Source organism: Halomicrococcus pelagicus (genome assembly GCF_050954125.1).
The window spans coordinates 38,249-64,373 of record NZ_JBPBWC010000008.1 but is presented as its reverse complement, the minus strand read 5'-3'; the positions used below and the strand labels follow the sequence as shown (position 1 = coordinate 64,373).

Annotated in this window: 27 protein-coding genes; 5 read left to right on the top strand and 22 right to left on the bottom strand. The window is 68.1% G+C overall.

From position 1 onward, the window contains the following. Positions 1-101 precede the first annotated feature (101 nt). Entirely contained in the window at positions 102-386 is a 285-nt protein-coding gene (locus ACRYA2_RS15365) for a hypothetical protein (RefSeq protein ID WP_433629893.1), read from the bottom strand. A gap of 161 nt (positions 387-547) precedes the next feature. Here ACRYA2_RS15365 and ACRYA2_RS15360 point away from each other — a divergent pair, with 161 nt between their 5' ends. Continuing rightward, positions 548-982, top strand: a complete 435-nt coding sequence (locus ACRYA2_RS15360; protein WP_433629890.1) for a DUF192 domain-containing protein — start codon at positions 548-550, stop codon at positions 980-982. Here ACRYA2_RS15360 and ACRYA2_RS15355 read toward each other — a convergent pair. After that, on the bottom strand, positions 952-1,089 hold the full coding sequence (locus ACRYA2_RS15355) for an FmdB family zinc ribbon protein (RefSeq protein WP_433629887.1): 138 nt from the start codon (positions 1,087-1,089) through the stop codon (positions 952-954). The genes ACRYA2_RS15360 and ACRYA2_RS15355 overlap by 31 nt on opposite strands. 381 nt (positions 1,090-1,470) lie before the next feature. Between ACRYA2_RS15355 and ACRYA2_RS15350 the strand changes: the two genes are divergently transcribed. Beyond that, a complete protein-coding gene (locus ACRYA2_RS15350; RefSeq protein WP_433629884.1) occupies positions 1,471-2,760 on the top strand; it encodes a dihydrolipoyl dehydrogenase family protein in 1,290 nt (429 codons plus the stop codon). Between the two features lie 47 nt (positions 2,761-2,807). Here the strand turns inward: ACRYA2_RS15350 and ACRYA2_RS15345 are convergent, their stop codons facing one another. The 4 genes from ACRYA2_RS15345 to ACRYA2_RS15330 all read right to left on the bottom strand — a co-directional run bounded on the left by ACRYA2_RS15345 (position 2,808) and on the right by ACRYA2_RS15330 (position 7,539). Beyond that, positions 2,808-5,279 (bottom strand): hypothetical protein, encoded by a 2,472-nt coding sequence (locus ACRYA2_RS15345; protein WP_433629881.1) that lies wholly within the window; start codon positions 5,277-5,279, stop codon positions 2,808-2,810. A 299-nt stretch (positions 5,280-5,578) separates the two neighbouring features. Then, the gene (locus ACRYA2_RS15340; RefSeq protein ID WP_433629879.1) at positions 5,579-6,412 is read right to left on the bottom strand and encodes an amidohydrolase family protein; all 834 of its coding nucleotides are present in this window, start codon (positions 6,410-6,412) and stop codon (positions 5,579-5,581) included. Positions 6,413-6,606: 194 nt separating this feature from the next. Beyond that, positions 6,607-6,882, bottom strand: coding sequence for a hypothetical protein (locus ACRYA2_RS15335; protein WP_433629876.1), 276 nt, complete (start codon positions 6,880-6,882; stop codon positions 6,607-6,609). Between the two features lie 189 nt (positions 6,883-7,071). Continuing rightward, the gene (locus ACRYA2_RS15330; protein WP_433629873.1) at positions 7,072-7,539 is read right to left on the bottom strand and encodes a nucleotidyltransferase domain-containing protein; all 468 of its coding nucleotides are present in this window, start codon (positions 7,537-7,539) and stop codon (positions 7,072-7,074) included. Positions 7,540-7,742: 203 nt separating this feature from the next. On the opposite strand from ACRYA2_RS15330, the gene ACRYA2_RS15325 reads away from it, so the two are divergent. Then, positions 7,743-7,985, top strand: a complete 243-nt coding sequence (locus ACRYA2_RS15325) for a winged helix-turn-helix domain-containing protein (protein WP_433629870.1) — start codon at positions 7,743-7,745, stop codon at positions 7,983-7,985. 100 nt (positions 7,986-8,085) lie between these two features. On the opposite strand, the gene ACRYA2_RS15320 is transcribed toward ACRYA2_RS15325, so the two are convergent. The 13 genes from ACRYA2_RS15320 to ACRYA2_RS15260 all read right to left on the bottom strand — a co-directional run bounded on the left by ACRYA2_RS15320 (position 8,086) and on the right by ACRYA2_RS15260 (position 22,038). Next, positions 8,086-9,744 (bottom strand): acyl-CoA synthetase, encoded by a 1,659-nt coding sequence (locus tag ACRYA2_RS15320; protein WP_433629867.1) that lies wholly within the window; start codon positions 9,742-9,744, stop codon positions 8,086-8,088. Between the two features lie 93 nt (positions 9,745-9,837). Then, positions 9,838-11,526: a long-chain fatty acid--CoA ligase gene (locus ACRYA2_RS15315; RefSeq protein WP_433629865.1), complete on the bottom strand. Its 1,689-nt coding sequence runs from the start codon at positions 11,524-11,526 to the stop codon at positions 9,838-9,840. Continuing rightward, positions 11,523-12,266: an ABC transporter ATP-binding protein gene (locus tag ACRYA2_RS15310; RefSeq protein WP_433629862.1), complete on the bottom strand. Its 744-nt coding sequence runs from the start codon at positions 12,264-12,266 to the stop codon at positions 11,523-11,525. The genes ACRYA2_RS15315 and ACRYA2_RS15310 overlap by 4 nt, the downstream gene beginning before the upstream one ends. Beyond that, on the bottom strand, positions 12,263-13,033 hold the full coding sequence (locus ACRYA2_RS15305) for an ABC transporter ATP-binding protein (RefSeq protein WP_433629859.1): 771 nt from the start codon (positions 13,031-13,033) through the stop codon (positions 12,263-12,265). The genes ACRYA2_RS15310 and ACRYA2_RS15305 overlap by 4 nt, the downstream gene beginning before the upstream one ends. Continuing rightward, a complete protein-coding gene (locus ACRYA2_RS15300) occupies positions 13,030-14,205 on the bottom strand; it encodes a branched-chain amino acid ABC transporter permease (RefSeq protein WP_433629857.1) in 1,176 nt (391 codons plus the stop codon). Before ACRYA2_RS15300 ends, ACRYA2_RS15305 begins: the two co-directional genes overlap by 4 nt. Continuing rightward, entirely contained in the window at positions 14,202-15,083 is an 882-nt protein-coding gene (locus ACRYA2_RS15295; RefSeq protein ID WP_433629855.1) for a branched-chain amino acid ABC transporter permease, read from the bottom strand. The genes ACRYA2_RS15300 and ACRYA2_RS15295 overlap by 4 nt, the downstream gene beginning before the upstream one ends. Before the next feature lie 4 nt (positions 15,084-15,087). Beyond that, positions 15,088-16,434 (bottom strand): ABC transporter substrate-binding protein, encoded by a 1,347-nt coding sequence (locus ACRYA2_RS15290; RefSeq protein WP_433629852.1) that lies wholly within the window; start codon positions 16,432-16,434, stop codon positions 15,088-15,090. A 110-nt stretch (positions 16,435-16,544) separates the two neighbouring features. Next, positions 16,545-17,315: an SDR family NAD(P)-dependent oxidoreductase gene (locus tag ACRYA2_RS15285; protein ID WP_433629850.1), complete on the bottom strand. Its 771-nt coding sequence runs from the start codon at positions 17,313-17,315 to the stop codon at positions 16,545-16,547. 239 nt (positions 17,316-17,554) lie between these two features. After that, positions 17,555-18,496 (bottom strand): hypothetical protein, encoded by a 942-nt coding sequence (locus ACRYA2_RS15280; protein ID WP_433629847.1) that lies wholly within the window; start codon positions 18,494-18,496, stop codon positions 17,555-17,557. Positions 18,497-18,566: 70 nt separating this feature from the next. Further along, entirely contained in the window at positions 18,567-19,016 is a 450-nt protein-coding gene (locus ACRYA2_RS15275; RefSeq protein WP_433629844.1) for a pyridoxamine 5'-phosphate oxidase family protein, read from the bottom strand. A 101-nt stretch (positions 19,017-19,117) separates the two neighbouring features. Beyond that, complete coding sequence (locus ACRYA2_RS15270) at positions 19,118-19,930, bottom strand: aldo/keto reductase (protein ID WP_433629842.1); 813 nt, start codon at positions 19,928-19,930, stop codon at positions 19,118-19,120. A gap of 140 nt (positions 19,931-20,070) precedes the next feature. Beyond that, positions 20,071-21,108 (bottom strand): YihY/virulence factor BrkB family protein, encoded by a 1,038-nt coding sequence (locus ACRYA2_RS15265; RefSeq protein ID WP_433629840.1) that lies wholly within the window; start codon positions 21,106-21,108, stop codon positions 20,071-20,073. 87 nt (positions 21,109-21,195) lie between these two features. Then, positions 21,196-22,038: a DUF2182 domain-containing protein gene (locus ACRYA2_RS15260; protein WP_433629837.1), complete on the bottom strand. Its 843-nt coding sequence runs from the start codon at positions 22,036-22,038 to the stop codon at positions 21,196-21,198. A gap of 354 nt (positions 22,039-22,392) precedes the next feature. Here ACRYA2_RS15260 and solA point away from each other — a divergent pair, with 354 nt between their 5' ends. Further along, positions 22,393-23,520, top strand: a complete 1,128-nt coding sequence (gene solA, locus ACRYA2_RS15255; RefSeq protein ID WP_433629835.1) for an N-methyl-L-tryptophan oxidase — start codon at positions 22,393-22,395, stop codon at positions 23,518-23,520. A gap of 32 nt (positions 23,521-23,552) precedes the next feature. On the opposite strand, the gene ACRYA2_RS15250 is transcribed toward solA, so the two are convergent. Then, the gene (locus ACRYA2_RS15250) at positions 23,553-23,993 is read right to left on the bottom strand and encodes a CopD family protein (RefSeq protein WP_433629832.1); all 441 of its coding nucleotides are present in this window, start codon (positions 23,991-23,993) and stop codon (positions 23,553-23,555) included. Between the two features lie 261 nt (positions 23,994-24,254). Between ACRYA2_RS15250 and ACRYA2_RS15245 the strand changes: the two genes are divergently transcribed. Beyond that, positions 24,255-24,464, top strand: a complete 210-nt coding sequence (locus ACRYA2_RS15245; protein WP_113276224.1) for a hypothetical protein — start codon at positions 24,255-24,257, stop codon at positions 24,462-24,464. A 136-nt stretch (positions 24,465-24,600) separates the two neighbouring features. Here ACRYA2_RS15245 and ACRYA2_RS15240 read toward each other — a convergent pair whose 3' ends face one another. Together ACRYA2_RS15240 and ACRYA2_RS15235 are read right to left on the bottom strand one after the other, a co-directional pair. Beyond that, a complete protein-coding gene (locus ACRYA2_RS15240; protein WP_433629828.1) occupies positions 24,601-25,002 on the bottom strand; it encodes a helix-turn-helix domain-containing protein in 402 nt (133 codons plus the stop codon). An 87-nt stretch (positions 25,003-25,089) separates the two neighbouring features. After that, positions 25,090-26,124 (bottom strand): sulfite exporter TauE/SafE family protein, encoded by a 1,035-nt coding sequence (locus ACRYA2_RS15235; protein ID WP_433629825.1) that lies wholly within the window; start codon positions 26,122-26,124, stop codon positions 25,090-25,092. Position 26,125 lies beyond the last annotated feature (1 nt).

The following is a 26,125-nucleotide window of genomic DNA, read 5'->3' as shown; positions in this document are numbered from 1 at the left end:
CTCGAATGCGGCGACGGCGTACCCCTTGCCGTAGAGGACGCCGCCCACGCCGAACCAGTCCTGGAAGTCGTCGAACAGGCCAGACGCGCCCGTCAGCGGCGTCAGTTCGCCGCCCGTCGGGTCGATGCGCTCCGAGAAGTCGAGCGGGACGGAGGACTCGCCGCCCCCGGGGAACAGCCACCCGGTCTCGACCCGCGTCGCTGGTACTGGAACGGTCCCACGACGTCCCACTCCGACGGCGTGAACGCGGCGTCGACGGGGGTCACGTCCGCCGTTCCGGCACTCGTCGTCCCGTCCTCGTCGACCGCTGCGGGCCCGACCGCCGCCACCGCCACCGCGCCCGCCATCGATTGCGCGAAGGCGCGGCGAGTCAGTTCCGCCTCCATGACGTGCTAGTTGGTATCGTCCATCACAGGTTAGTTATTCTATACTTATGTTATAAATATTTTAAATATATACTGTACTTTACTATGATGTCGCCTCGATGCTTCTTCCCGTGCGACTGAGTGTCCGTAACAATGGAGTCGCCGGCCGACGACGCGACGGCATGGACGAACGGAGCCGGGACGCCGAGTGGTGCGTCGTCCACCGACCGACGGCGAGCGGCGCGGGTAGCGGGACCGTCGCCGACCGGACGCTGGCCGGAAGCGCCGAGTACGTCCGGCGCGCCGGCGACCCGGCGACCCTCCGCGACCGAGCGGGAGCGCTGGCGCGACTCTACCGCCGGGATGACCACGGACTGGCGTTCGCATTCGAGACCGTGACCGACCGGCGCGCGACGACCGTCGGCACGCCGGTCGCGCTCGACGTCGTCTGGACCGTCGAGGGGCGGGTGACGCGGGTCGCGCGCCTCGGCGCGTGGCGAGACGCCGCGCGGGGAGCGGGCGAGGTGGTGGTCGAACTACCGGAAGGAGCGGCAGAAGAGGTCGCCGTCGGCGACGAGGTGGTCGTTCAGTCCCAGTCGACGCGTTCGACGGCGTAGCTTCCGCATTCGGGGCACACCTGGTACTGCACGTCGAAGTTACTGCCACATCCCTTGCACTCGTACGGCGGGGCGTCGTCGGAAGCCCCGACACCGAGTCGACTCATCAGTCCCATGGTCGCCGGTTCGGAAGTCAGGAGTATATAGATCAGCAGACCGGAGCGGAAGTGAAACGGGCGACCGTGACGCCGGTTCCGGACCGCTTCGTCGCTTTTGTTCCGTCGCGGAGCGGTCGGTGTTCCAGCGGAATCCTCCCGACCGTCCGCCCGTCTCCCCGTAGCGGTGGGCGTCGCCCTGGAGATGGGAGGACGACGAGCCAGAGCGACTCGCGTCCGCGTGGCAAGTGTGGAGTCGGCGAGGAACTTCTTGCCTTCCCCGGACGTACTGCCAGCGATGCCAGAGTTCGACCTGCTCGTCCTCGGCGGCGGAACGGGAAACGTCGTGGCCTCGGCGGCGGCCGGGGAGGCCTCGACGTCGCCATCGTCGAGGTGGACGGCCTCGGCGGTACGTGTCTCAACCGCGGGTGCAACCCGTCGAAACAGCTAATCCACCGGGCCGACGTCGTCCGGACCGTCCGCGAGGCGTCGGCGTTCGGGGTCGACGCCTCGCTCGACGGCGTCCGCTTCGCCGACATCGTCGACGACGTCATCGGGGACGTCACCGAACAAGCCGAGTCGAAGGCCGCCGACGCCCGCGAGGACGACAACGTCACGTTCTACCAGGCGGAGGGTCGGTTCGTCGACGAGCGAACCGTCGCGGTCGACGCCGACGACGGCGAGGAGCACGTCACCGCCGACAGGGTCGTCCTCGCCGGCGGATCGCGACCGACGGTTCCGGACGCCATCGACGGCACCGACGACGTCGAGTTCCTCACGAGCGCCGAGGCCATGCGCCTGCGGGACCTCCCCGACCGACTGGTCGTTGTCGGCGGCGGCTACATCGCGGTCGAGATGGGCTACTTCTTCGGCGAGATGGGGGCCGAGATGGCCATCGTGGGCCGGAGCGACGTGCTCCTCTCGCGCGAGGACCGCGAGATTGCCGAGCGCCTGACCGACGCCTACGCCGACGACCACGAACTCTACCTCGGCCACTCGGCGACGGCGCTCGCCTGGGACGGCGACGAGACGGTCGTCACCGCCGAGACGGACGACAGCGACGAGGTCGAGGTTCGCGGCGACGAACTACTGCTGGCGACCGGCCGCCGGCCCAACTCCGATAGCTGGAACGTCGCGGCGGCCGGCATCGAGACCGACGAGAAGGGGTTCGTCGAGACGGACGAGTACCTCCGGACCTCCGCCGACGGCGTCTGGGCCATCGGCGACGTCGCGGGCAACTACATGTTCAAGCACTCCGGCGACAAGGAGGCCAAGTTCGCCATCGAGAACGCCGTCAGGGGGAACCACCGCGAGGTCGAGTACCCCGGGATGGCCCACGCCATGTTCGGGTCGCCGCAGGTCGCCAGCCTCGGGAAGACCGAGTCGGAACTCGACGGCGAGTACGAGGTCGGCCACTGCGAGTACGACGACACCGTCCTCGGGTCGGCGCTCCGGTCGGACGTCGGCCTGGTGAAGGTTCTCGTCGCCCCGGACGGCAACGTGCTCGGCTGTCACGTCGTCGGGCCGAACGCCTCCACGCTCGTCCACGAGGTGAGCACCGCCGTGGCGGCCGGCGCCGACGCCGAGCGCATCGCCGAGACGATTCACGTCCATCCGGCCCTCTCGGAGGTCGTCCAGGGCGCGTTCCGGGACGCCGAAGGGATGGAGGTAACCGGCATCTGAGCGTTCGGCGCGTCCGGGACGGACGACGACGGGACCGAGAGGGGACGTCACCGCCTGAAGCGGAGGACGGACGCACCGACGAGCGCGCCGACGGCGAGTACCGCCACGCCGACGAACGGACTCGTTTCCGATTCCGCGGCGGTGGTCGCGGTCGGCTGGAGCGTTTCCTGGCCGGTCGTCGCTCGACCCGCGGTCTCCCCGGTCGTTCCGGCGTCCTCGGTTGCCGTCGCCGTCAGGTCACCGGTCGTCTCGCCGGGCGTCGGCTCCCCTCGGGTCGTCGTCCGCTGGTCGAGACACCCTTCGAGGGCGTCCTGTTCGACCGCAGCCACCTCCTCGCCGGTGGCGTCGAATATCGACGCGTTCACGAAGACGTACTCCTCCAGACCGAGGTCGGTCGTCGTGTTCGTCCACGTCCACAGGTCGGGGTCGTCCGGCGAGATAGCGAAGTCCTCCGGGGCGACGTCCCGCGTCACCAACCGCCGGTCCTCGGGGTCGGCCGGGTCGACGACCACCGCCTGCAGGCGGTACTGGCTCCGGTTCGTCGTGTTGAACCAGACCTGCGTGCAGGTGAGGTTCGCCTCGAACGTCTCCGCGGCGGGCGTGGTCTCCGGAGGGGTCGTGACGTTCGCCGTGCCCGGCCCCGGCGTCGTGAGCGGGGGCAGAGTCAGGTTCGCGGTCCCGGGCCCGGCGGGCGTAGTCGTCTCCCCCGGTGCGGGAGTGCCACCGGGCGTCGGCGGGGCGACAGTCGGGGTCCCCGTCGTGGTGTCGTTCGGGAAGAGGTCGACCGTGCCGGTCGTTGCGTTCGGGAACAGTTCGACGGTGCCGGTCGTCGCGTTCGGCGGCGCGGCGGTCGTGGGGACCGCCGGCGGGAGAAGCGCCGTCGTCGCAGTCGTCGTTGTCGTGGTCGTCGTGGTCGTTGTCGCAGTCGTTGTCGTCGTCTCGTTCGCCGGCGTTTCGGCGGGCGGCGTCGTCACCGCCACGGTCTCGGTCGTTCGCGTCGGTGCGGTGGTGGTCGTCACGATGTCTTCGAAGTCCGACGCCTCCTGGCGGGCCACGTCGGCCATCCGGGCCGGTTCGACGTCCGGGTCCTGGGCGACGAGGCCGGTCGAAGCGAACACGCCGTCGCGGGCTGCACCCCTGATGCGGCGCTCGTCGGTCACGTCTCGTTCGACCGCTGCCAGGGTCGCGCCGCGAGCGGCGCCCAGCGTCGCCGACTGCATCTGCTCGACCGTCACGTCCTGGCGCTGGCGGACGCCGCCGCTCGACGCTCCGCGCGCGGCGGCCTGAATCTGGCTGACGCTGGCCCGCTGGGTCTGTGAGAGAGCGCCGACGGCGGCGCCGACGGTCGCCGCCTGCACCTGGCGGATGTCCACGACTTGCACCTGCGTGACGCCGCCCTGGGCCGCCCCCGCGGCGGCGGCCTGCACCTGCTCGGCGTTCACCACCTGCTTCTGGACCGCGCCGACGACTGCCCCTCGCGCGCTCCCCCGGGCGGCGACCTGAATCTGGACGACGGTGACGACCTGAACCTGGACGACCGTCAGTACGCCGCGGGCGGCGCCTTGCGACGCCGCCTGCACCTGTTCGACCGTCACGTCCTGGCGCTGGACGAGCGCCCCGCTCGCCGCGCCGAACGCCGCGAACTGGAGCTGACGGACCGACACGCGCTGGCTCTGCGATATCGCCCCGGTCGCAGCGCCGCGGGCCGCCGCCTGTACCTGTTCGACCGTCACCCGCTGGCGCTGGACGACGCTTCCCCGGGCCGCGCCCATCGCCGCCGCCTGCACCTGTTTGGGGTCGGCTCGCTGGCCCTGGACGAGCACGCCGCGTGCGGCACCGACCGCGCCGGCCTGGACCTGGTCGATCGAGACCCGTTGGCGTTGCACGACCGCACCGTACGCCGCGCCCTGCGCCGCCTCCTGAATCTGGGCGACGGTCACGCGCTGGTTCTGGACCGCGCCGGCGACGGCGCCGCGCGCACCGCCCCGGGCAGCGACCTGGACCTGTTCGACGCTCGCCCGCTGACTCTGGGCGACCGCTCCGTGGCCGGCGCCGAACGAAGCGGCCTGAATCTGGCTGACGTTGGCCCGCTGGGTCTGGATGAGTGCTCCCTGCGTCGCACCGGCCGTGGCGGCCTGTATCTGGCTGACGTTCGCACGCTGGCTCTGGAGCAACACCCCGTGAGCGACGCCCTGCGTGGCGGCCTGAATCTGGCTGACGTTGGCCTGCTGGCTCTGGCTCACGACCCGGACGGCGGCCCGTGCCGCGGCACGCCGCTTCTCGTCAGGAACCGAGGCACCCTGTAACTCGGCGAGTCGGGCACCCCGGAGAACGCCTCGCGCGGCGGCGCGCTGGCGTGCCGCGCTCCGCTCGTCGCTACCGGTCTGCTGGTCCGCGAGCGCGTCGGCCCGATGAGAACGGTCGTTCGTCGCGGCGATTCCCATCGTGGCGACGCCCGCACTCGTGACGAGAGCGACGGCGAGCAGGAAGACGAACAGGCGTGTCGCTTGTCGACCCATGCCCCTGGTCACGCGGGACGACACGTTCAAGCCACGAATCCGTTAATTCCGTTCACGGAGCCGTCGACGCTCGAATCGCACGCTACGTCTCGGCAACGGCGAGAGTCCTCCGACGGGGGCCGGCAACTCGGCGGTACCGCTACGAAGAAGGCGAGGGCCTTCCGACGCGTCCCGTTCGAAACCTCTCGACGAGACGGAGTAACGACCGTTACTGCGGTGGATACGGTCGGTCGTCGAATTCGGTGGCGCCTCGTCGCCGCGGAGAGCCGACTTCGCGCCGCGGTCTTGTCGGACCGTCGCTACCGCTCCCCGAGGAACCGTTCCGCGGTTCGCCGGAAGATGTCCCGGTAGGCGGATTCGGGAAGGTCGCGGTCGAGCAACCCCCGCCGTTCGTCGTCGTAGGCGTACGGGAGGTTTGGGTAGTCCGACCCGAACATGATGGAGCGAGCGAGCGACGAGAGGGTCTCGTCCGTCACAGTCGCCGGGTCGAACCCGAGGAACTCCTCGGACCGCGGCGACAGTGCCATCGTCGTGTCCAGGAACACCTGGTCGTGCCGTCGTGCGAACTCGACGAACTCGGGCGTCTCGTACGCGCCCATGTGTGCAGCACACGCGCGAACGTCGGGGAAGGAGTCGACGAAGCGGGCGAACTGGTCGGCACCGACGTGCGGACTCGCCTCGAACGTCGGGGCGGTCCCGGCGTGAAACAGCACCGGACGGTCGTACTCTGCGGCGAGTTCGAACGCCGGCGTCAGGCGCGGGTCCGCGGGGCCACACCCCTGGACCGGGCACTGGAACTTCAGACCGCGCGCACCGGCCTCGAAGGCCCGACGAACGACGGCGTCGACGTCGTCGTCACCGTGGACGGTGGCGAACGGAACCGCCATGTCGGACCGGTCGGCCGCGTCGAGCACCCACTCGTTCAACTCCTCGGCGACCCCCGCTTCGTGGGCGTACGGGAGCGCGAAGTACCGGTCGACGCCCGCCGACCGCAGCGCGGCCTCCATCCGCTCCCGTTCGGCCGGATGGTCGAACGTCCACCCGGCCTCGCGCGAGAGCGACTCGCGTATCGCAGCCATCAGTCGCGGCGGCATGAGGTGAACGTGCGCGTCGATCGCACCGGCGACGGACATACGAGTCGATTGCGAGGCCACGCGCTTGAATCGTGGGGTCGTCCGCGTGCCGACGGCGACCGTGCGAAACGCCGGAACCACGAGGCCGGCGTCGAGGAGTCCGGTCGCCGCTCGCCGCGCTCTCCCGGAAGTTCGTCGAGAACGGACCGCAGGTCGTCACGGGGCCGAAAGTAATGGACGGCGTCGTTCGCTCGTCACGTCTCGATGCAGACGTCGGTGTTCGGGATGCAGACCGTCCGGGCGTCTCCGCTCGACTCGCATCCCCGCGCGTGGCGGAGTTGCCGAACGGCGGTCCGGGCCGCAATCGCGACGGTCGCGACCACGGCGGCGGCGACCGGGTAGCTGAGAGCCAGCATCGCGCCGACCGCCACCGCGGCGACCACCACCGTCGCCGTGAGCGTCTGGCCGAGGCTGTACGTCGGGTTCGGGCCGCGGTCGATGTCCGGGCGCTGGGTCGGAATCCGTCTCATCACGTCTAGACGGAGGAGCCCCACCACCTTAATGATAATCTGAATTGCATTTTTGTAGCTAGTCTTACTGAAATCCGTTTAAGCGACTCCATCGAGCGTGACGGGCGTTGAGGAGCTGGGTCGGTACAGTCGCGACGCTCACCGGTGGGCGGCCGAGTCCGAGGTGGTCGTCTCCCGCGCTCGGGCGACTCACTCGACGTGCTCGGAGAGGAGAGCGGCCCGCTCTGACCGTCCCAGTCGCTCGTACGCCTCCGCCTCGTATCGGAGCGACAGGACGGGAACTCGAACGCCTCCGGCGTCCACGAACACGCGGTGTTCGGTGACGTCGACCGGGGGCTCCCACGTTCCGTCCGCCCGGCGCTTCTGCACTCCGCCCATGAGTTCGACACGAACGCCGTCGAGTTCGAGCGCCCCGAAGTGAGAGCGAATCGCCGTCGATTCGGAGAACGAGACGGGGTCGACGACCTGCTCCGCGAACCGTTCCGCTATCTCGTAGACCACGTCCCCGGTCGTCTGCACGTCGACGTCGTCCGGACTCAGGGGAACGCCTTGCAACGCGAAGCCAGTGCTCCCGGTGACTGCCCATTCGACGTCGTCGTCGAGCGTCGTCGAAAGCGTCCGAAGGGCGTCGAGGTACCGCTCGTCGAGCGCCGACATCTTCGTCCGGACGTACCGGGAGCACCGTGATAAGTGTCCGTCCGGAGTTCGCGCGAACGAACACGAGACCGACGGTGCGAGTTGCCCGAACGCGGTCCGTCCTCGGAGACCGGTTCGCACGCGAGAACTTTCACGAAAGCCACGCCAAGGCTTAATGACTCGCCGAGAGTGGTGGGAAGTAACAGGAACCATCTGCGGTGACCATGACCGAACCTCCCGACTGGATGCGCCCGGTGGACCGGGACATTCTCGCGGCGCTCGAACGCGCGCAACCCGAGTACGTCCCCCTGCTCGCCAATCGTCTCGGACTCCACCTCACGTACGTCGAGCGTCGATTCGAACGACTCGTGGAACACGACTTCGTCGAACCGGTCAGCGGCGAAGCCGTCTATCGACTGACGTCACGCGGCGAATCGCTCCTCGACGCCGAACGAGAAGCCGAATGACCGCTGCGCCCGAACTGCGGAAGCGTCGACCGGTCGTGACCGCGCTCGAACCGTCGTCGCCGCGGCCGGGACGGCTCGACGCCCGGATGTGGGGTCGACGCTACTCGTCGACGCCCTCCGTCCCCTCGCGTAGCTCGGTCCGCCGAATCTTGCCCGTGACGGTCTTCGGGAGTTCGTCGACGAACTCGATTTCGCGGGGGTACTCGTGTGCCGCCAGTTCCGACTTGACGTGCGCCTGGACGTCCTCCTTCAGGTCCTCCGACGGGTCGTAGCCGTCGGAGAGCACGATGTAGGCTTTCACGATGTTGCCGCGCTCCGGGTGCGGTTTCGGCACGACGGCCGCCTCCGCGACGGCCTCGTGCTCGCCGAGCGAGCTCTCGACTTCGAAGGGGCCGATGCGGTAGCCGGAGCTCAGGATGACGTCGTCGGCGCGGCCTTCGAACCAGAAGTAGCCGTCCTCGTCGACGTAGCCGAGGTCCCCGGAGAGATACCAGTCGTCGACGAAGCAGTTCGCGGTCTTCTCCGGTTGCTCCCAGTACTCCGCGAAGAAGCAGGGGTAGTCGCCGCGCTGGGCTATCTCGCCCGTCTCGCCCGGGTCGAGCGGCTCGCCGGTGTCGGGGTCGACGACGGCGGCCTCGATGCCCGGCAGGGGTTTCCCCATGCTCCCGGGGCGGACCTCCATCGTGGGGTAGTTGTTGATTATCATGTTGCCCGTCTCGGTCTGGCCGTACGTGTCGTGGATGGTGACCCCGAGCGTCCGTTCGCCCCACTCGACGACGCCGGCACTCAGCGGTTCGCCGATGGAGAGCGCGTGCCGGAGGTCGAGCGAGACGTCGTCGAGGAGGTCGTCGTTCTCTCGGAGCATCCGGTAGGCGGTCGGGACGCTGAAGAGGACGCTGATGGGGTACGTATCGAGGAGGCCGGCCCAGGTCTCCGGGTCGAACTCGCCCTCGTAGACGAAGAGGCTGGTTCCCCAGAACCACGCGCCGAGGGTGTTGATGGCCCCCGTGAGCCAGCCGAGGTCGCCCGTGCTCCAGTAGAGGTCGCCTTCCTGGAGGTCGACGGCGTATCGCTGGGTGGCCGCGACGCCGCCGACCCACCGGTGTTCGTGGAGGACGCCCTTCGCCGGGCCGGTCGTGCCGCTCGTGTAGTAGAGGAGCGCGTCGTCGTCGCCGCTCGTGTCGGCAACGTCGAACTCGCGGCCGGCGTCGGCCATCGCGGCGTGGTAACTGACGTCGCCGCGACGGATGCCGGTCCCGTCGTCGCTGACGACGATCACGTGTTCGACGGAGGGGACGTCGTCGAGGGCGCTGGCGACGGTGTCGCGGTTGGCGGCGGTCGTGACGACGACCTTGGCGTCGCAGTCGGCGAGGCGGTCGGCGATGCCGTTCGGTCCGTACCGTTCGTTGATGCTCCCCCAGACCGCGCCGGTCTTGAGCGTGCCGACCAGGGCGACGTAGTGTTCGGGGACGCGAGGCATGTAGGAGAACACCCTGTCGCCGTCCGCGACCAGGTCCGAGAGGACGTTCGCGAAGCGGTTCGATCGCTCCGACAGTTCCCAGAAGCTCACCGTCTCGCGGTCGCCGTCCTCGCCGACCCAGTAGAGTGCGACCGTCTCGCGATTGTCGGCGTGGCGGTCGACGGTCTCGTGGGCGACGTTCAACCGTTCGGGTGCGTCCCAGTCCGCTTCGGCGAACACGTCGTCCCAGTCGAACGTCTCGCGCAGGGAGTCGTAATCTTCGAGATTGTGCTGCGACATCGTGTGACACATGACCGAAACGTGAATTAACGATTTCCGTAACAAATCTTACACGAATGGCGGCGCCCGTCGTTCGCGTCGACGAGGGGGCCGTCACTCCTCGCCGGGCGTCCACCGCAGTTCGGGGTCTTCGAACCGCTCTCGCAGCGTCTTCTTGTCGAACTTGCCCGTCGCCGTCTTCGGTACCTCGTCGACGAACGCGACGTCGTCGGGAAGCCACCAGTCGGGAAACTCCTCGGAGAGGAACCGCCGCATCTCCTCGCCGTCGACGTCCGCGCCCTCGCGGGTGACCACGCAGGCCAGCGGTCGCTCCTGCCAGCGCTCGTGTGGCACCGCGACGACCGCGGCCTCGACCACGTCCTCGTGGGCGATGAGTTCGTTCTCGAGGTCGATGCTCGATATCCACTCGCCGCCGCTCTTGATGACGTCCTTGGCGCGGTCGACCACCTCAACGTAGCCGTCCTCGTCGACGGTCACGATGTCACCCGTCTTCAGCCACCGTCCGGAAGAGCGACCCTCTTCCGACCCCCCACTCTCGTCGCTCGCGGGGACGTCCTCGAACTCCTCTTCGTTCGCTTCGGGGCGGTTGTAGTACTCCTGGGCTACCGTGGGGCCGCGGACGTACAGTTCGCCGAACGAGTCGCCGTCCCACGGAACCTCCTCACCGTCGTCGCCGACCACCTTCATCTCCAGGCCGGGCGACAGCAGGCCCTGCTTGGAGCGCTTGTCGAACTTGTCGTCGCGGTCCCAGTCGGCCATCCAGGATTTGGGACGGGAGACGCTACCGATGCTCATCGTCTCGGTCATGCCCCAGGCGTGGTCGATGGAGACGTCGTACTCCTCCTCGTACCGACGCATCACGCCCTTCGGCGCGGCGCTGCCGCCGACGACGATGCGGTCCAGGCTGGAGACGTCCGCGTCGTGGTCGTCGAGGTAGTCGAGGACGTCTATCCAGACCGTCGGCACGCCCGCGGTGAGCGTGACCCCCTCGTCCTCGACGAGCGAGACCAGCGTCTCCGCGTCCGGCGACGGGCCGGGATACACCTGCTTCGCGCCGGCCATCGTCACCGCGTAGGGGAACTCCCACGAGTTGACGTGGAACATCGGCACCACCGGCATGACCACGTCGCCCTCCTCGATGCCGATGGCGGCGGGCGTCATCACCATCAGCGCGTGGGAGTAGATCATCTTGTGCGTGTACTCCACGCCCTTCGGCGGCCCCGTCGTCCCGGAGGAGTAACACATCCCCGCCCGCTGGTCCTCGTCGACATCGGGCCACTCGTACTCGGCGTCGTGACCGGCGACGAGGTCCTCGTAGGCGCGAACGGGAACGTCGGTGTCGGGCACGTCGTCGCTCATCACCACCACCTCCCGGACGCTCTCGAACCGGTCCCAGAGGCGTTCGACCGTCTCGAAGGGGTCGCCGGGGTCGACCAGCAGCACGTCGTCGGCCGCGTCGTTCACGATGTGTTCGACGTGGTCGTCCCCGAGCAGGACGTTGACGGTGTGGAGTTGCGCCCCCATGAGGGGTGCCGCGTAGTACGCCTCCAGGTGTCGGTGGTGGTTCCAGCCGAACGTGCCGACGCGGTCGCCCTCCGTCACCCCGATGGCCTTGAGGCCGGCGGCGAGCGACCGCACCCGGTCGCCGAAGTCGGCGTACGTGTATCGGTGGCGGCCCGCCCGCGTCTCGGAGACGACCTCCTTCTCGGGGAACAGTTCCGTCGCCCGCCAGAAGAACGGACGGAGCGTGAGGTCGCCGGCGTGGGTCGTGGGTTCGTTCATGATTCACCTCGCAGTTCGCTACTCGAAACGGAGAGGTAGTCCTCCAGCAGGCGGTCTCGCGACCGAATCTCGTCGACCGACCCCTCGAACACTATCTCGCCTTTGTCGATGATGTACCCACGGTCGGCGATGTCGAACGCGAACTTCACGTTCTGCTCGGTCAGTAGTATCGTCACGTCGTCCGAGACCACGTCGCCGAACGCCTCGCGCAGGTCCTCGACGATGACGGGTGCGAGCCCCTCCGTGGGTTCGTCGAGCAACAGCACGTCGGGGTTCTGAACCAGCACCCGCGCGACGGACAGCATCTGCTGTTCCCCGCCGCTCAGGTTCCGTCCCGCGTTCGACCGTAACTCGTCGAGCGTCGGGAACAGGTCGTACATCTCCTCGACGTTCCCGGCGCGGTCGCCCGCCAGCCGTCTGGCGAGGTTCAGGTTCTCGTGAACCGTCAGCGTCGGGAACACCCGGCGGTCCTCCGGGACGAGTTTGATGCCCATCTCGGAGATGTCGTGGACCGAACGCCCGACGATGTTCGTCCCGCGGTAGACCACCGACCCGCGCTGCGGGGGGACGACGCCCACGATGCTCCGCATCGTCGTCGTCTTCCCCGCGCCGTTCCGACCGAGCAGCGTGACGACCTCGCCGCCGAAGAGATCGAGCGACACGCCGTGCAGAACGTGGCTGTGTCCGTAGTACGCGTGAACGTCGTCGAGCGAGAGCACCGGTTCGGGGTTCGCGGTCACGCTTTCTCACCCAGGTAGGCGCTGGTCACCTGCTCGTCCTCCATTATCTCCCTGGGGGTCCCGTCGGCGATGAGTTCGCCGCGATGGAGCACCAGAATCCGGTCCGAGATGGACAGCACCATCTCGATGTCGTGTTCGGTCAGCACGAACGTGGTCTCGGTCTCGGCGTTCAGTCGCTCTATCAGGTCGACCATGTGCTCGCTCTCGGAGGGGTTCATGCCGGCCGTCGGCTCGTCGAGCAGGATGACCGACGGGTCGGTCGCCAGCGCGAGCCCAATTTCGACCTTTCGTTTGTCGCCGTGCGAGAGGTTCGAACACTTCATCTCGGCTATCCCGGTCAGGTCGACCAGTTCGAGGACCTCCCGCGTTCGTTCGCGCAGCGCCTCGTCGTCGGCGACTCTGGTCCGGAAGTCCAGACTCCGCCCCTCGGCGCTGATGCGAGCGGTTCGAACGTTGTCCAGCACGGTGAGGCCCTCGAAGCTGTTGTTTATCTGGTACGCCCGCGACAGCCCCGACCGCGATATCTCGTGGGGTGGCAGCCCGGTGATTCGTTCGAGGCCCTTGCCGGCGCGCGGCCGGAGAAACACGTCGCCGTCGGTCGGCGCGAGCCGCCCCGACAGAAGGTGGTAGAAGGTGGTCTTCCCCGCGCCGTTGGGGCCGATGATGCTGGTCACGTCCTCGGAGTCGACCGCCACGCTCACGTCGTCGACCGCCCGGAGCGCTCCGAACTCCTTCGTGAGGCCGCGGGTTTCGAGCACGGTGGTCACTGCGACCCCTCCTTCGACCCGCCGCCGGTCGAACGCTGCTGTGTCCCCCCGCGAAGCGAGTCGGCAGCGTTCCCGACCGACGTCCGGACGAACGCCGCCACGCCCGACGCGCCGTCGTTCCGGTAGGACGCCGACAGGCCGGCGAGCCAGTCGCCGAGCGCCGCGACGCCGCCGTAGACGCCCTGCTTGAAGAACAGCACGACCACCAGCACCAGCGTCCCGAACACCAGTTGCCAGTGTGCCTCCAGCAGCGGCGACTGGGTGACCGCCCACCGGAGATACCGGAACGCGACCGTCCCGAGCGCCGGCCCGGCGAACGCGAACGGACCACCGAACACCGTGATGATGACCGGTTCCGCGCTCGTGGTCCAGTTGACCAGTTCGGGCGCGACGACGCTGTGCAGCGGAACGATGAGCACGCCCGCGATGGCGCTGAAGACCGCCGAGAGCACGAACGCTATCCAGCGATGCCGTTTGACGTCCACGCCGAGTGCGGCCGTCCGTTCGGGGTTCTCCCGGATGGCCTTGCACACCATCCCGAACGGCGAGTTGACGACGCGCCAGAGCGCGTACATCGAGAGCGCGAAGACGACGAGCACGAGGAAGTAGTAGGTCGTCCGGTCGTAAAGGACGAGCGGCATCCCGAACAGGCTGGCGCGGCCGAGGATGACGGTGATGCCGTCGCTGCCGTTGGTTATCTGGCCGACGTTCTTGAGCGCGAGTGTGTACAACGCCATGCTGAACGACAGGGTGATCATGGCGAAGTATATCTCCTCAAGCCGGACGCTGAGGTAGCCGACCGGAATCGCGAGGAGCACGGCGAACGCGATTCCGACGACGGCGGCGACCGCGAGACCGACGAGCGGGGCCGCGCCGCCGAAGGTCCCCGGCATCCCGAGCGCGGGACCCGTATCCCGGAGAACGATTGCCAGCCCGTACCCCGCACCGCCGAAGAACATCGCATGGCCGAACGACAGCAGGCCGGTGTAGCCGTACAGCAGGTTGAACCCCGTCGCGAACAGGGCGAGCACCAGCACCTCGGTCAGGACGTACACCTGATACTGCGGCAGGACGAACGGCGCGACCACGAGCGCGGCGCCGACGAGCGCGGTGGCGAGCGCGTGACCGGTGGTCCACTCGAAGGCGGTCTCGCGTACCGCCTCGGTGCTCATTCCACCTCACCCCCGAAGAGACCCTGCGGCTTGAATATCAGCACCAGTATCATGGCGACGAACGGCAGGAACAGTCCGGCGCCGGAGACGACCAGCACGCCCGTGCTCCGGAGCAGGCCGAGAATCATCGCGCCGACGAACGCGCCGACGAACGACCCGAGGCCGCCGATGACCACGACGACGAACGCGTCGATGATGACCTGGTCGCCCATGCCGGGCGTGACCGCCTGCAGCGGAGCCGCGAGGGCACCGCCCATCCCCGCGAGGGCGCTCCCGACGAAGAACACCGCGGTGTAGAGCCGCGGAACGTCGACGCCCAGCATCGCGGCCATGTCACGGTCGTTCGACGTCGCCCGGACCAGTTGTCCGACGTAGGTCCGCTGGAGGACGTACCAGAACGCGGCCATCGCCACGAACCCGGCGACGATGATGAACAGCCGGTAGGCCGGGTACGGACTGCCCCCGACCGAGACGTTGAACCGGAGGAGCTCCGGCTGGGCCATCGTGTACGAGCCCGCGCCCCAGATGGTCCTCGTGAGGTCGCTGATGATGAGCACCAGCGCGAACGTCAGGATGAGCTGGTCCAGCTGGCCGCGGTCGTACACCCGACGGATGATTCCCATCTCGATGACGGCTCCCAGCACGCCGACCGCGAGCGTGGCCGCGAGCACCGCGACCCAGAAGTTGTCCAGGACGCTCGTCGCGGCGCTGATGGTGACGTACGCGCCGACCATGTACAGCGCGCCGTGGGCGAAGTTGAGCACGTCGAGCACACCGAAGATGAGGCTCAGTCCGAGCGCGAGCAGGAACAGCCGACTCCCCAGACTCAGCCCCGTCAGTATCCCCCGGACGGGGAGAGCGCTCAGGACTTCCCACACGCGCTTACACCCCCGCGGGCAGGTCGCTTCCGTCGAGCAGCGACCGGAGCCTGTCGGCCGGAGCGTCGATGCGCCGGACCGGTTCGAGCAGGCTTATCCCGAGGTCCTGGGAGTACTGGGTCTTCCCCCAGACGGCCGGTAGGATGGCCTGGTGGCTCTGCTCGTCGATGGTGAACTGGCCCACCGGGCCGGTGTGCTGCATCCCCTGCCACTGGGAGACGACGGCGTCGGGTTCGGCGCTCCCCGCCTGCTCGATAGCCTTCTTGTAGAGGTACATCCCGGTGTAGGCGTTCTGGGCGTTGTATGACGGGAATTGGTCGTACCTGTTCCGGAACTTCTGGCGGAACTGGTCGTTCGCGTCCGACTGGGGCGCGCGGAACCAGTAGCGAGTCCCGGCCCAGAGACCGTCGGGCATGTCGGAACCCAGCGGCTGGAGCACGTCGGTCGCCGCCCCGACGGTCATCAGCAGGTTGTCCACGGTGTCGAAAAACGCCGTGTTCTGGGCCTGCTTGAGGAACGTGACGAGGTCGCCGCCCCAGAGGCTCGTGACGACCGCGTCGGGGTCGGCGTTGACGACCTTGTTTATCTGCGGCGTGAAGTCGCTGGCCCCGAGTTGCGGGAAGGCCGTCGCGCCGTCCATGTAGTTCAGGCCGAGGTCCATCCCCTGGGTGTACGCCTTGAAGTAGTCCCACGTCTGGTGGCCGAACGCGTAGTCCGGGCCGATGGTCGTCCACGACTGGGCGTCCAGGTCCCGGGCGACGTTGGCAGCGCCGTAGAGGTTCTGCGAGAGGTTCACGCCGTCGCGGTAGACGTACCTGTTCCCCTGGGCGTTCGGCCCGCTCTGGGTCGTGACGAACGGCGTCGCGGCGTGCGTGATCATCAGCGGCCGCCGGAGTTGCCGGACCACCGGTGCGACCTTGAGCGCGACGCCGCTGCTGTCTAGTCCGATGAGTCCGTCGACGTTGTCCTGCTGGACCAGGCTCCGGGCGTGCTGGATCGCCGTGCTCGCGGACGCCTCGCTGTCCCGGAACAGCACCTGACCGATCTCCCGACCGTCGATGCCGCCCTGGGAGTTTATCTCGTCGACGGCCATCTCGATGCCGAGTTCGGCGGACTCGCCGTACACCGACGCGAACCCGGACAGGATGTAGATCGCCCCGAACCGGAGCGGTCCCTGCTGTCCGGCGGTCGAGAGTCCGACCGCGGGGCCCGCCAGCGAGGTGGCCGCTGCCCCCGCTCCCGTGGCCTTCAGGAAGTCGCGTCGACCGACCGCAGGCGTTCGGAAGTCACCGTCGCTTTTCGGAAATCTATCCTCTTTCGAATCCCCGTCGCCGGAGAAGTCGTTTCCCATCGTTTACCCCCTCCCGCCGAACCGGTACGCTTTCGAGAGATATAAAGAGTGTTGACTGTTGTCGCGGTAACGACTAGCAAACAAACGCGGGAGCCCGAACGACCACTGCCCTATCGCGCGGTCCACCCGCCGTCGACCGTCAGGCACTCGCCGGTGACGAACGAGGCGGCGTCGCTGGCGAGGAAGACCGCGGGGCCGGCGATCTCCTCCGGGTCGGCGAACCGACGCTGCGGCGTCCGGTCGAGAACGGACCGGCGGAGGTCCTCGTCGGCTTCCAGTTCCTCGGTGAGTTCGGTGCTCACGTACCCCGGCGCGATGGCGTTGACTCGGACGTCGGGCGCCCAGTCGAGCGCCATACTCTTCGTGAGGCCGACGAGGCCGTGCTTGGAGGCGACGTAGGGATGCTGGCGGGGGAGGCCCACGATACCGCCCACGCTGGCGATATTGATGACCGTCCCGCCGTCCTCGACGAGCGTCCGGGCCGCGGTGCGGGCGCACAGGAACGCACCGCCGAGGTTCGCGTCGACCGTGGCGTCGAACGCCTCGGGGTCGACCGCTTCCGGCGGTCCGAGCGCTCCGTCGGGGTTGATGCCCGCGTTGTTCACGACGACGTCCGCGCCGCCGAGTTCGTCGTCGACGCGGTCGAACAGCGCCTCGACCGACGCTTCGTCGGTCACGTCGGTCGGGCAGGCGAGCGACGACGCGCCGCGGTCGCGGACGGCTTCGACGGCGTCGTCGACGGCCGCCTCGGTCCTGGCCGTCGGGACGACGTCCGCGCCCGCCGCCGCGAACGCCTCGGAGATGGCACGACCGATGCCACGCGTACCGCCGGTGACCACCGCGACGCTCCCCGAGAGGTCGAAGTCGTCGAGGACGGTCACGCTATCACCGCGCGACGACTGAGTTCGTCGGCGAACTTCTCGTACGTCATGCGTTACCGTTCTTGCGTGAGGGACTTAAGAACTACCGTGGAGGGGACGGACCCGCATCTTGCCCGCACCCTCGGAAGGCGGCGGAGCGCGGGCGGCCGCGATAGAGAGGGGCCGTAGCCATCAAGGTAGCCTCGAACCACGATAACGTCGAACGGCCACGATGGCGTCGAAAATCGAAGGGGTGACCGTTAGTCGGTCGTCGATCGCACGCCGACGTCGACGGTCGTCTCGGCGGAGACAGCGCCGTCGACGCTCGCGGTGACCGTTCCGTCCTCGCCGGCGGCGTACTCCGCGTCGAACGAACCGGTCCACTCGATACGGCCGCCCGCGGCGACGGAGTCCTCGACGATGGTCGACTCGTCGTCGTCGGCGATGCGGGCCGTGGGCCAGTAGACGGCGGCGAGGAACCGACCGTCGGTCTCGGAGACGTTCTCGGCGACGAGGGACAGGTCGACACCCGCGTCGTGGACCGTCGCTTCGAACGACCGGGGCTCGAAGACGGGGGCTTGCCGGCCGAGCGTCGCGGTCTGGTCGCTGGCCAGCGGCCACGTGACGGTCTCGCCGTCGTACCGACAGCGGACCGCCGCGTCGGTGGCATCGAGCGGCGACGGCGGTTCGAAGGCGACCCAGCCCGTCGTCCGCCCGTCCGCGTACGGAGCGTCGTATCGAATCGAGGCCTGTTCGGCGAGCGACGTGGTGTAGGCACCCCCCGTCCGGTCCTCTATCTCGACGGCAGGATACGTCTCGCCGTCGACGACGAGTTCGAAGGCGTCGTACGGCGGGTCACCGGTGGCGTCGACGGTCGACCCGGTCTGGCTCTGGACCGCCGCGACGACGAACTGCCGGCCGTCGCGGGCGAGCACGCCGCCCGAACCCATTATCGACTCATAGGCGACCGCCTTCCGAACGGTCGCGTCCACGACGGCGACGCGAACGTCCCCGAGAACGCGGACGGAAGCGGCAGTGGGCGAACTCGACGTGGTCGCGGTCGTCGTGTGCGCGGTCGTCGTCGACGGTTCGGTGGACGGTTCGTCGGTCGTTCCGGCCGGCGTGTCGCCGAGGCAGCCCGCGACGCCGACGAGGGCGGCGCCGGCGACACCGAAAAACGACCGTCGATTACGGGAGGGCATAGCCCGGCAGTACCGTCCACCCCGGTAAATGTCTTCTGTGGAGGACGGCGTAGTGGAGCGGACTCGACGGTCACGTCGCGTCGCGCATGCGGTCCGCGAAGTCCCAGCTGTACACCCGGTCCGGCTCGATGCGGAGCCTCACCTCCTCCCGGTCGGACGAGAGGAGTCGGCGAGCGAGGTCCGAGTCGGTCCCGCCGAGGTACCGTTCGAGGAGCGCTCGAAGCGTCTCCTCGCCGGCGTCAGGTTCGATGGTCACCGTCCCGTTCCCGCGGACGCCGCTGTACGGCGGGTCGTTCGTGGACACCTCGAACGCCACGTGGGGGTCGTCGTCGAGATACCGGACGACCTCCGCGCGCTTCGACGTCGCACAGAGCAGGTCGCCGTCGCGGTACCGGAACCAGAGCGACACCATCCAGAGCCGTCCGGACGGCGTGGTACAGGCTAGGCGAAGTGGTACGGTCGTTCGTTCGAGGAACGCCTCGACCTCCTCCGCCGACCAGACTCCCGTGAACGTGGCCATGAGTGATACCCTCTAACGTGCTACGATCCGCACTCCGATAGTCGCTTCCCCGGCCGGTCGGCATCGGGCGGACGGCCCGGAGACCCGACCCACGCCGGGAGCTAGAGGCGAAGTCGGTCACGGAGGCGGTCGACGAGTCCGCCCTGGGCCTCGAACACGCGACGCATCTCGTCGTCGTCGAGCGCGAAGTCGAAGACAGCGAGGTTCTCCCGGAGGTGGTCGCCGTCGGCGGCCTTCGGAATCGCGACGACGTTCGGCTGTTGAACCAGCCACCGCAACGCGACCTGCGCGCCGGTCTTGCCGTACCGGTCGCCGAGTTCAGCGAGGAGGTCGTCGTCCGCGACGCGGCCACGCGCCAGGGGCGAGTACGCGGTCAGAATCACGTCCTCGTCGATGCAGAACTCCAGCAGGTCGTTCTGGTGGTAGAACGGATGATACTTCACCTGATTCGTGACGACGGGCGTCTCCGAGGCCGCCATCGCCGTCCGGACCTGGTCGACCGAGAAGTTGCTGACGCCGATATGGCGCACGGCACCGCGGTCCTGGAGGTCGTTCATCGCTTCGACGGTTTCCGCGATGGGGACCCGCTCGCTCGGCGCGTGAATCAACAGGAGGTCGACGTACTCGGTGTCGAGGCGGTCGAGGCTCGCGTCGACCGACGACAGGACGTCGTCGTACGCCACGTTCCCCCGGTCTATCTTCGTGGTCACGAAGACGTCGTCCCGGTCGACGCTCGCGGCGGCGATGCCCGCCCCGACGGCGTCCTCGTTGTCGTACATCTGCGCGGTGTCGACGTGTCGGTACCCCCGTTCCAGCGCCCGCTCGACGGCGTCACGGCAGTTCGGTCCCGTCATCCTCGCGGTTCCCAGGCCGATTTTGGGAACGGTAACGTCGTGGACGGTGACTGACTCCATGCGCTAGCGGACGCCGCGCAGGCGCTTGAATCCTCGCGGAGGTGCTCGAGCGCGGGTCCGGACCGCCGGTGCCGAACTGCCCGCGAGTACCGGCCGGCGCGACGGTCTACGAGTCGAGACGAGACCTCCGGGAGACGGCGTCAGTCCTCGGACTGCCACCGGAGGGTGACCTCCCAGTTGCGGCCGTCGTCCCCGTTCTCGACTCGCTCGACGAGCTGGACCGGACCGGAAGGTCTCGCGTCGTCGGCCATTCCGTCGGTTGACGGTTCCATCCCGTCGTAGTGGCCGAACTCCTCCCGCAGTCGACCGAGGTAGTCGGCCGCCTGGTTCCGGTCCAGTCGCTCCTCGCGGTCGGGAGTGCTCGCCGGCTCGGTCTCGCTCGCGCCGTCCTCTCCCGCGTGGCCGCCCGTGACGGCGTTGATGACGGCACCGAGCAGGAGTACGACGCCGCTGAAGTACAGCCACGTGAGGAGGAGGATGATGCCAGTGACGACGCTGGTTTCGCCGCCGCCGGTCGAGACGGAGACGTAGACCTGGAAGAGTCCCTGGAGGACCGCCCAGCCGAGCGCGGCGAAGACGACGCCGGGAAGCACCTCTCGCGGCGAGACGTCGACGTCCGGGAACAGGTAGTACATCGGGAAGAACGCGGCGACGAGGCCCGCGGCGAGCACGAGCGGTAACAGCAACCCGATGAACGGAATCACGTCCTGGAGGACGCCGAACACGCTCGTCGCGACGATAGTCGCGGCGATAGCGACCACGAGCGACACCAGAACGACGAGGCCGTCTTTGATCTGGTCGACGATAGTGTTCTCCGCATTCGCCTCGTAGATCTCCGAGAAGGCGGTGTCGAGTCCCCGGAAGAGCTTCAGCGCCCCCCAGACGAGCACGACGACGCCGACGAGCGACGACCCGGCAGCGCCGCTCGCCCGACTCTGGAATATCTGTTCGAGGTAGTTCCCGACCACGGGAGAGACGTTCCGCGTTATCAGGCCGAGCACCTCGTTCTGCCAGTTTGCCCCGAAGAGCGCGAGCGCGAGAACGAGGAACAGGAGCAACGGTACCAGCGACACGAACGCGTTGTACGCGATGCTCCCGGCGAGGAAGGTCACGTTCTTCTCGCTGAACTCGGCCTTGATCGCCTTCGCTGTCGAAGCGACCCCGGAAGTACTCACCATCGTCCGTCGTTACAGGCTCGCCGTCCAAAAGCCGAGTGGCCTCTGTCACGACGCCGTCCAGTGGTTGGACCGCGAAACGGCCACCGTTCACGTCGACGTCGCGAACGCGAGCGGGAGGTCCGGACGGACGAGGAGGACCGCCAGCCCGGCCACCAGCGCCACGACGCCCGAGGCGACCGACAGCTCCCGTCCCCAGTCCGGGAGCCGTTCGACGGTGACGACGGTGGTCAGCGCGACCATCCAGAAGAGGTTCATCTCGCCGAAGAAGGGCATCAGCAGGAAGAACGGACCGAAGCAGATGGTCGCGCAACGCAGCCCGTGGACGACGCCCGCCTCGGACGCCCCGACGACGTCGTCCTCGTGTAGCGCGACCGACGCACAGCACGTTCGCAGGTGCGACTGCTTGAACGCTGACAGCTGATACAGCCCGGTGAGAACCAGCGCGCTACCGACGACGAGCGTCGCGTGGGTCCGGGTGAACCCGTAGATGCCACCGGGGAGGACGGCGTGGTACGCGAGCGGGACGACCGCTGAGGCTGCCCAGACGAGGAGGTAGCTCGCGAGGAACGCCGCCACCGCGACGGTCGCGTCGACCGCCGAACCCTCGTGGGCGGCGGCGTACTCGCGCGTGAAACGGGTCATCGCCGGGAGCATCATCGCCCACATCATCACGCCCCACATCGCCACGTAGCCCAGGACTGCGCCGAACGTGCCGACGTGGAAGACGCCGAGTTCCATCGCACCGGGAGCCGCCATCGGGACGCCCCGTTCCATCAGCCACGACGCGCCGGGCATCGGGACCGCTCCCCGGTACAGCACGGTCCAGAGGACGGCATCGAGACCGAGCATCGCAGCGACGACGACGGTCGTCCGGTCGAGGTCGACGTCGAAGAGGTCGAGTCGGGGAACCGCCCCCGAGTCCGCACTCATCGGACGCCACCCCGTCGAGTCGGCATCGCGACGAAAGCGCCGGGCCGTCCCGTTCCGGTGCGGGCGAACGCGGCGTCGCGACCGGCGCAGATTCGGTTCGAGAGGAGGAGAGCGTCGGTCGCTGACGGCGGGGAACTGTTCGACGGTTCCGTCGCACGACGGCCGCGTCGTGCGCTCGTTCCGAGCATGGTTCAATCGACGAGGTCAAAAGATTTAGGCGCCGGACACCGGCAACGAATCCGGACTGTCATCCCGGGCGGACGGTACCGGTCGTCGAACGACGGTCGCCGGCCGTCGTCGCTCGAACGACGCCGACGCTCGAATTTAAGTGGGTGGCCACGACGACTGAGAGGGATGAGCGACTACGACGCTATCGTCGTCGGCGTCGGCGGGATGGGAAGCGCGGCCGCCTACCACCTCGCACGCCGGGGACAGCAGGTGCTCGGCCTCGAACGGTACGACGTCCCCCACGGGATGGGGTCGTCGCACGGCCTGACCCGCATCATCCGGAAGGCGTACTACGAGCATCCGGACTACGTTCCGCTCCTCGAACGCGCCTACGAACTGTGGCGCGAACTGGACGAGGACCACCCGTCGAAGCTCCTGCACACGACCGGGTGCGTCGTCGCCGGTCCCCGAGGGAGCGAGAAGGTCGAGAACGCTCGCGAGTCATGCGAGAAACACGACATCGAGCACGAGACGCTGTCGGCGAGCGAACTCGGCGAGCGCTATCCGGGCTACGACCTCCCCGACGGGTTCGAGGCGGTCGTCGAACCCGCCGGCGGGTTCCTCCACGTCGAGCAGTGCGTCGTCGCCCACGTCGAGGCGGCCCACCGGCACGGCGCGACGATTCGCGCCCGCGAACGGGTGCGCGACTGGCGGCCGACGGCCGACGGCGGCGTGCGCGTCGAGACGGACCGGGGGAGCTACGGTGCCGACTCGCTGGTCGTGACGGCAGGCGCGTGGACGGGCAAGCTACTCCCGAACCTCGACGACGTGCTGACGCCCGAGCGGCAGGTGCTCGGCTGGTTCCAGCCCGAAACCCCCGACCGGTTCGCACCCGACGAGTTTCCGGTGTTCGTCCTGTCGTGCGAGGAGGGGAACTTCTACGGGTTCCCGCGGTACGCCGTCCCCGGGTTCAAGGTCGGCCGCTACAACCACTTCCACGAGACGGTCGACCCGGACGAGACGTCGCGGGAACCCACCGCGGGCGACGAACGCGTCCTCCGCGAGTTCACGGAGCGCTACTTCCCCGACGCTGCGGGGCCGACGATGCGCCTGGAAACGTGCACGTTCACGAACACGCCCGACGAGCACTTCGTCGTGGACCGCCACCCCGACCACCCGCAGGTCGTCGTCGGCGCGGGGTTCTCCGGGCACGGCTTCAAGATGTCGAGCGCAATCGGCGAGGTGCTCGCCGACCTCTCGGTCGACGGAACGAGCGAGCACGCCATCGACCTGTTCCGCGCCGACCGGTTCTGAGGCATGGATGAGGCGAAACGGAACGACGGGCGTCAGAGCAGGCCCGCGACGAGCAGGAGGCCGACCGCGACCACTCCGGCGGCGTAGAAGATGGAGGCGACGCCGGCGGCGGCGTCGCTGGCGCTCTCGCGATCGAGGGCGTCGGAGAGCCGACTCCGACCGACGTGGCTCAGCCCCGCGAGCGCGAACCACAGCGCCACCATCGCCAGCACGAGGTGACCACGGCCGGTGCCCGTCAGCGACTCGACCTCGTAGCGCGTGCCGGCGAGGTGACCCCCCGTGGCGAACAGGACGACCGCTGCGAGCGTGGAGAACTGTGCGTACCGGCCGGTGAGCCAGTCGAGCGCCTCCGCTCCGAGACGCCCATTGCGAGCCGCCGGGACGACGAGCGCCGCCACGAATAGCGTCCAACCGGCCCAGACTCCGGCGAACAGCGTGTGCAGCAGTTCCATCGTCGCGTCCAGAACTGTCATCGGCGGAGCTTTCGCCGGACGGCTCAAATAGCTTCTGAAGACGCCGTCTCCGGCGTCCTCGCCCGGGCGAACGCGCCCGTGAACTCGGTCGTAGCGGTCGAGTCCAGCGCGGAACCACCGTCGACCCGCGACCGGGAGAAGTCAGTCTGCATTTACGGGAAATCTGACGAAAGAAGGGTCGAAAAGCCCGATGCAGGACACAGACCGCTAGCTTGAAGGGACGTCGTCGCGCACGTTATCGGAGCGGAGCTACGCAACACTATGACCGCGAGCAACCGTCGCTGGGCGTGGCTGTCTATCGCTATCATCGGTCTCGGCGGGGTGGTCGCCAACCTGTTGTACTACGCGATGTACGGCGCGCTGCTGACGAACTACGGCGTCGGCGGCGTCTTCGTGTACGCCGCCCTCGGAATCGTCTCGGGATACGCGTACCGGTCGGAGCGCGTGCCCGAGTCGACCGGTCCGGACTAGCGCGGCGGGTGCGACGGCCGACCCCGCACGTCGCACCCCCAGTCGAGACGTCGACGTAGTCTCACCGACCGTCGAGCGACGAGGAGAAACACCGTCCGGACAGTTCGACACCGACTGCGGTACGACCGCGGCCGAATCAACTGACTGCCTGTTCGGCTTCGGTCTCGGCGTCGTACTTGTCCTCGAACTCCTGGATCAACTGACCCATCTTCGCGTACCACTCGTTCAGCATCCGCTGCATGTCGTCGGTGACCTGGTCGGGGTCGGTCGGCCGGTAGACGTGGTAGTAACCGCCCTGGTCGTAGTTGACCTGTTCTTTCTGGATGAATCCTGACTGGAGCAGTCGCTGAATCGCCCGGTAGGCCGTCGAGCGCTCGCGGTCGATGCGGTCGGCGATCTCGTCGATGGTGAGCGGTTCCCCGCTCTCGACGACTACCTGGTAACACGTGCGGTCCAGTTCCTTCAGTCCGTGAATACACTCCAGCAGTCCCTCACACTCCATGTCCTGCTGGAGGTACTCTGCCATCGAGCTAGCCATCTCTTGTAGGTCAGTAGGAACCAGAAGGATAAAAGGATTTTGCATGGTATCCACAAAACTACCCGCGCAGGCCGCGAGCGGCCGGATTCAGTCGGCGCTCATCGCGTTCTCCGTGCGGCCGTCGCGGATGTTCTTCACGCTGCTGTAGACCACCGCCCCGCTGACCATCAGCGCGGACCCGAGTATCAGCGCGAGGCTGACGTCGGTGAGGACCGGAATGCCGTAGGCATTTCCGATCTGGCGGAACGCCACGGCGATCGCACCGCCCAACAGCATGTATCCGAAGTACTGCTTGATCTCGTCCTCGTCGACGATGTTCGTGGCGGCCGACCCGACGCGCGCACCGAGCGCGCTCCCGGCCAGAAGCGGCGCGACGATCGAGAGTTCGACGCCGCCCGACTGGGCGTAGAGGAACGACCCGATGCCGCCCGAGAACACGATCTCGAACAGGTCGGTTCCGACCGCAATGGGAACGGGAACGCCGATGAGGTAGAACAGCGCGGGCATGCGGATGAACCCGCCGCCCACGCCGAGCAGCCCCGAGAGCAGGCCGGTGGCGAACGCCACGCCCAGTATCATCCACAGCGACACCTGAACGCCGCCGCGAAGCGACATCATCGGCGGAATCCGGTACTGCTGTATCTTCTTGGCGATGTCGGGGATGTCGTCGGCGTCGACCTCGGCGTTAGCGTCGGCGTCGTGGTCGATACCACCGCCGTCGTCGCCCTTCAGCGCCTCGTACGTGACGAACAGGCCGATGCCGCCGAGCAGGACCACGTAGGTCACGCTGATGATGCTCCCGGCGAGGCCGAGTTCTTCGAGCAGCATCACGAGCTCCTTGCCGACCTCGATGCCGGCCGTCGTCCCGGCGATCATCAGCACCCCGAGCTTGTAGTCGACCTGTCCGAGGTCGCGGTGCTTGAGCGTCGCGATGACGGACGTGCCGAACACGAACGCCAGTCCGCTCCCGACGGCGACCTTCGGCGCGTATCCCATCACGAGCAGGGCCGGCGTGACGAGGAACGACCCGCCCATCCCGAAGAATCCGAAGAGGATCCCGACGAGCAGGCCGAACCCCGCGAACAGTGCGAGCGTCGCCAGCGCGATTCCGAACAGTTCCATT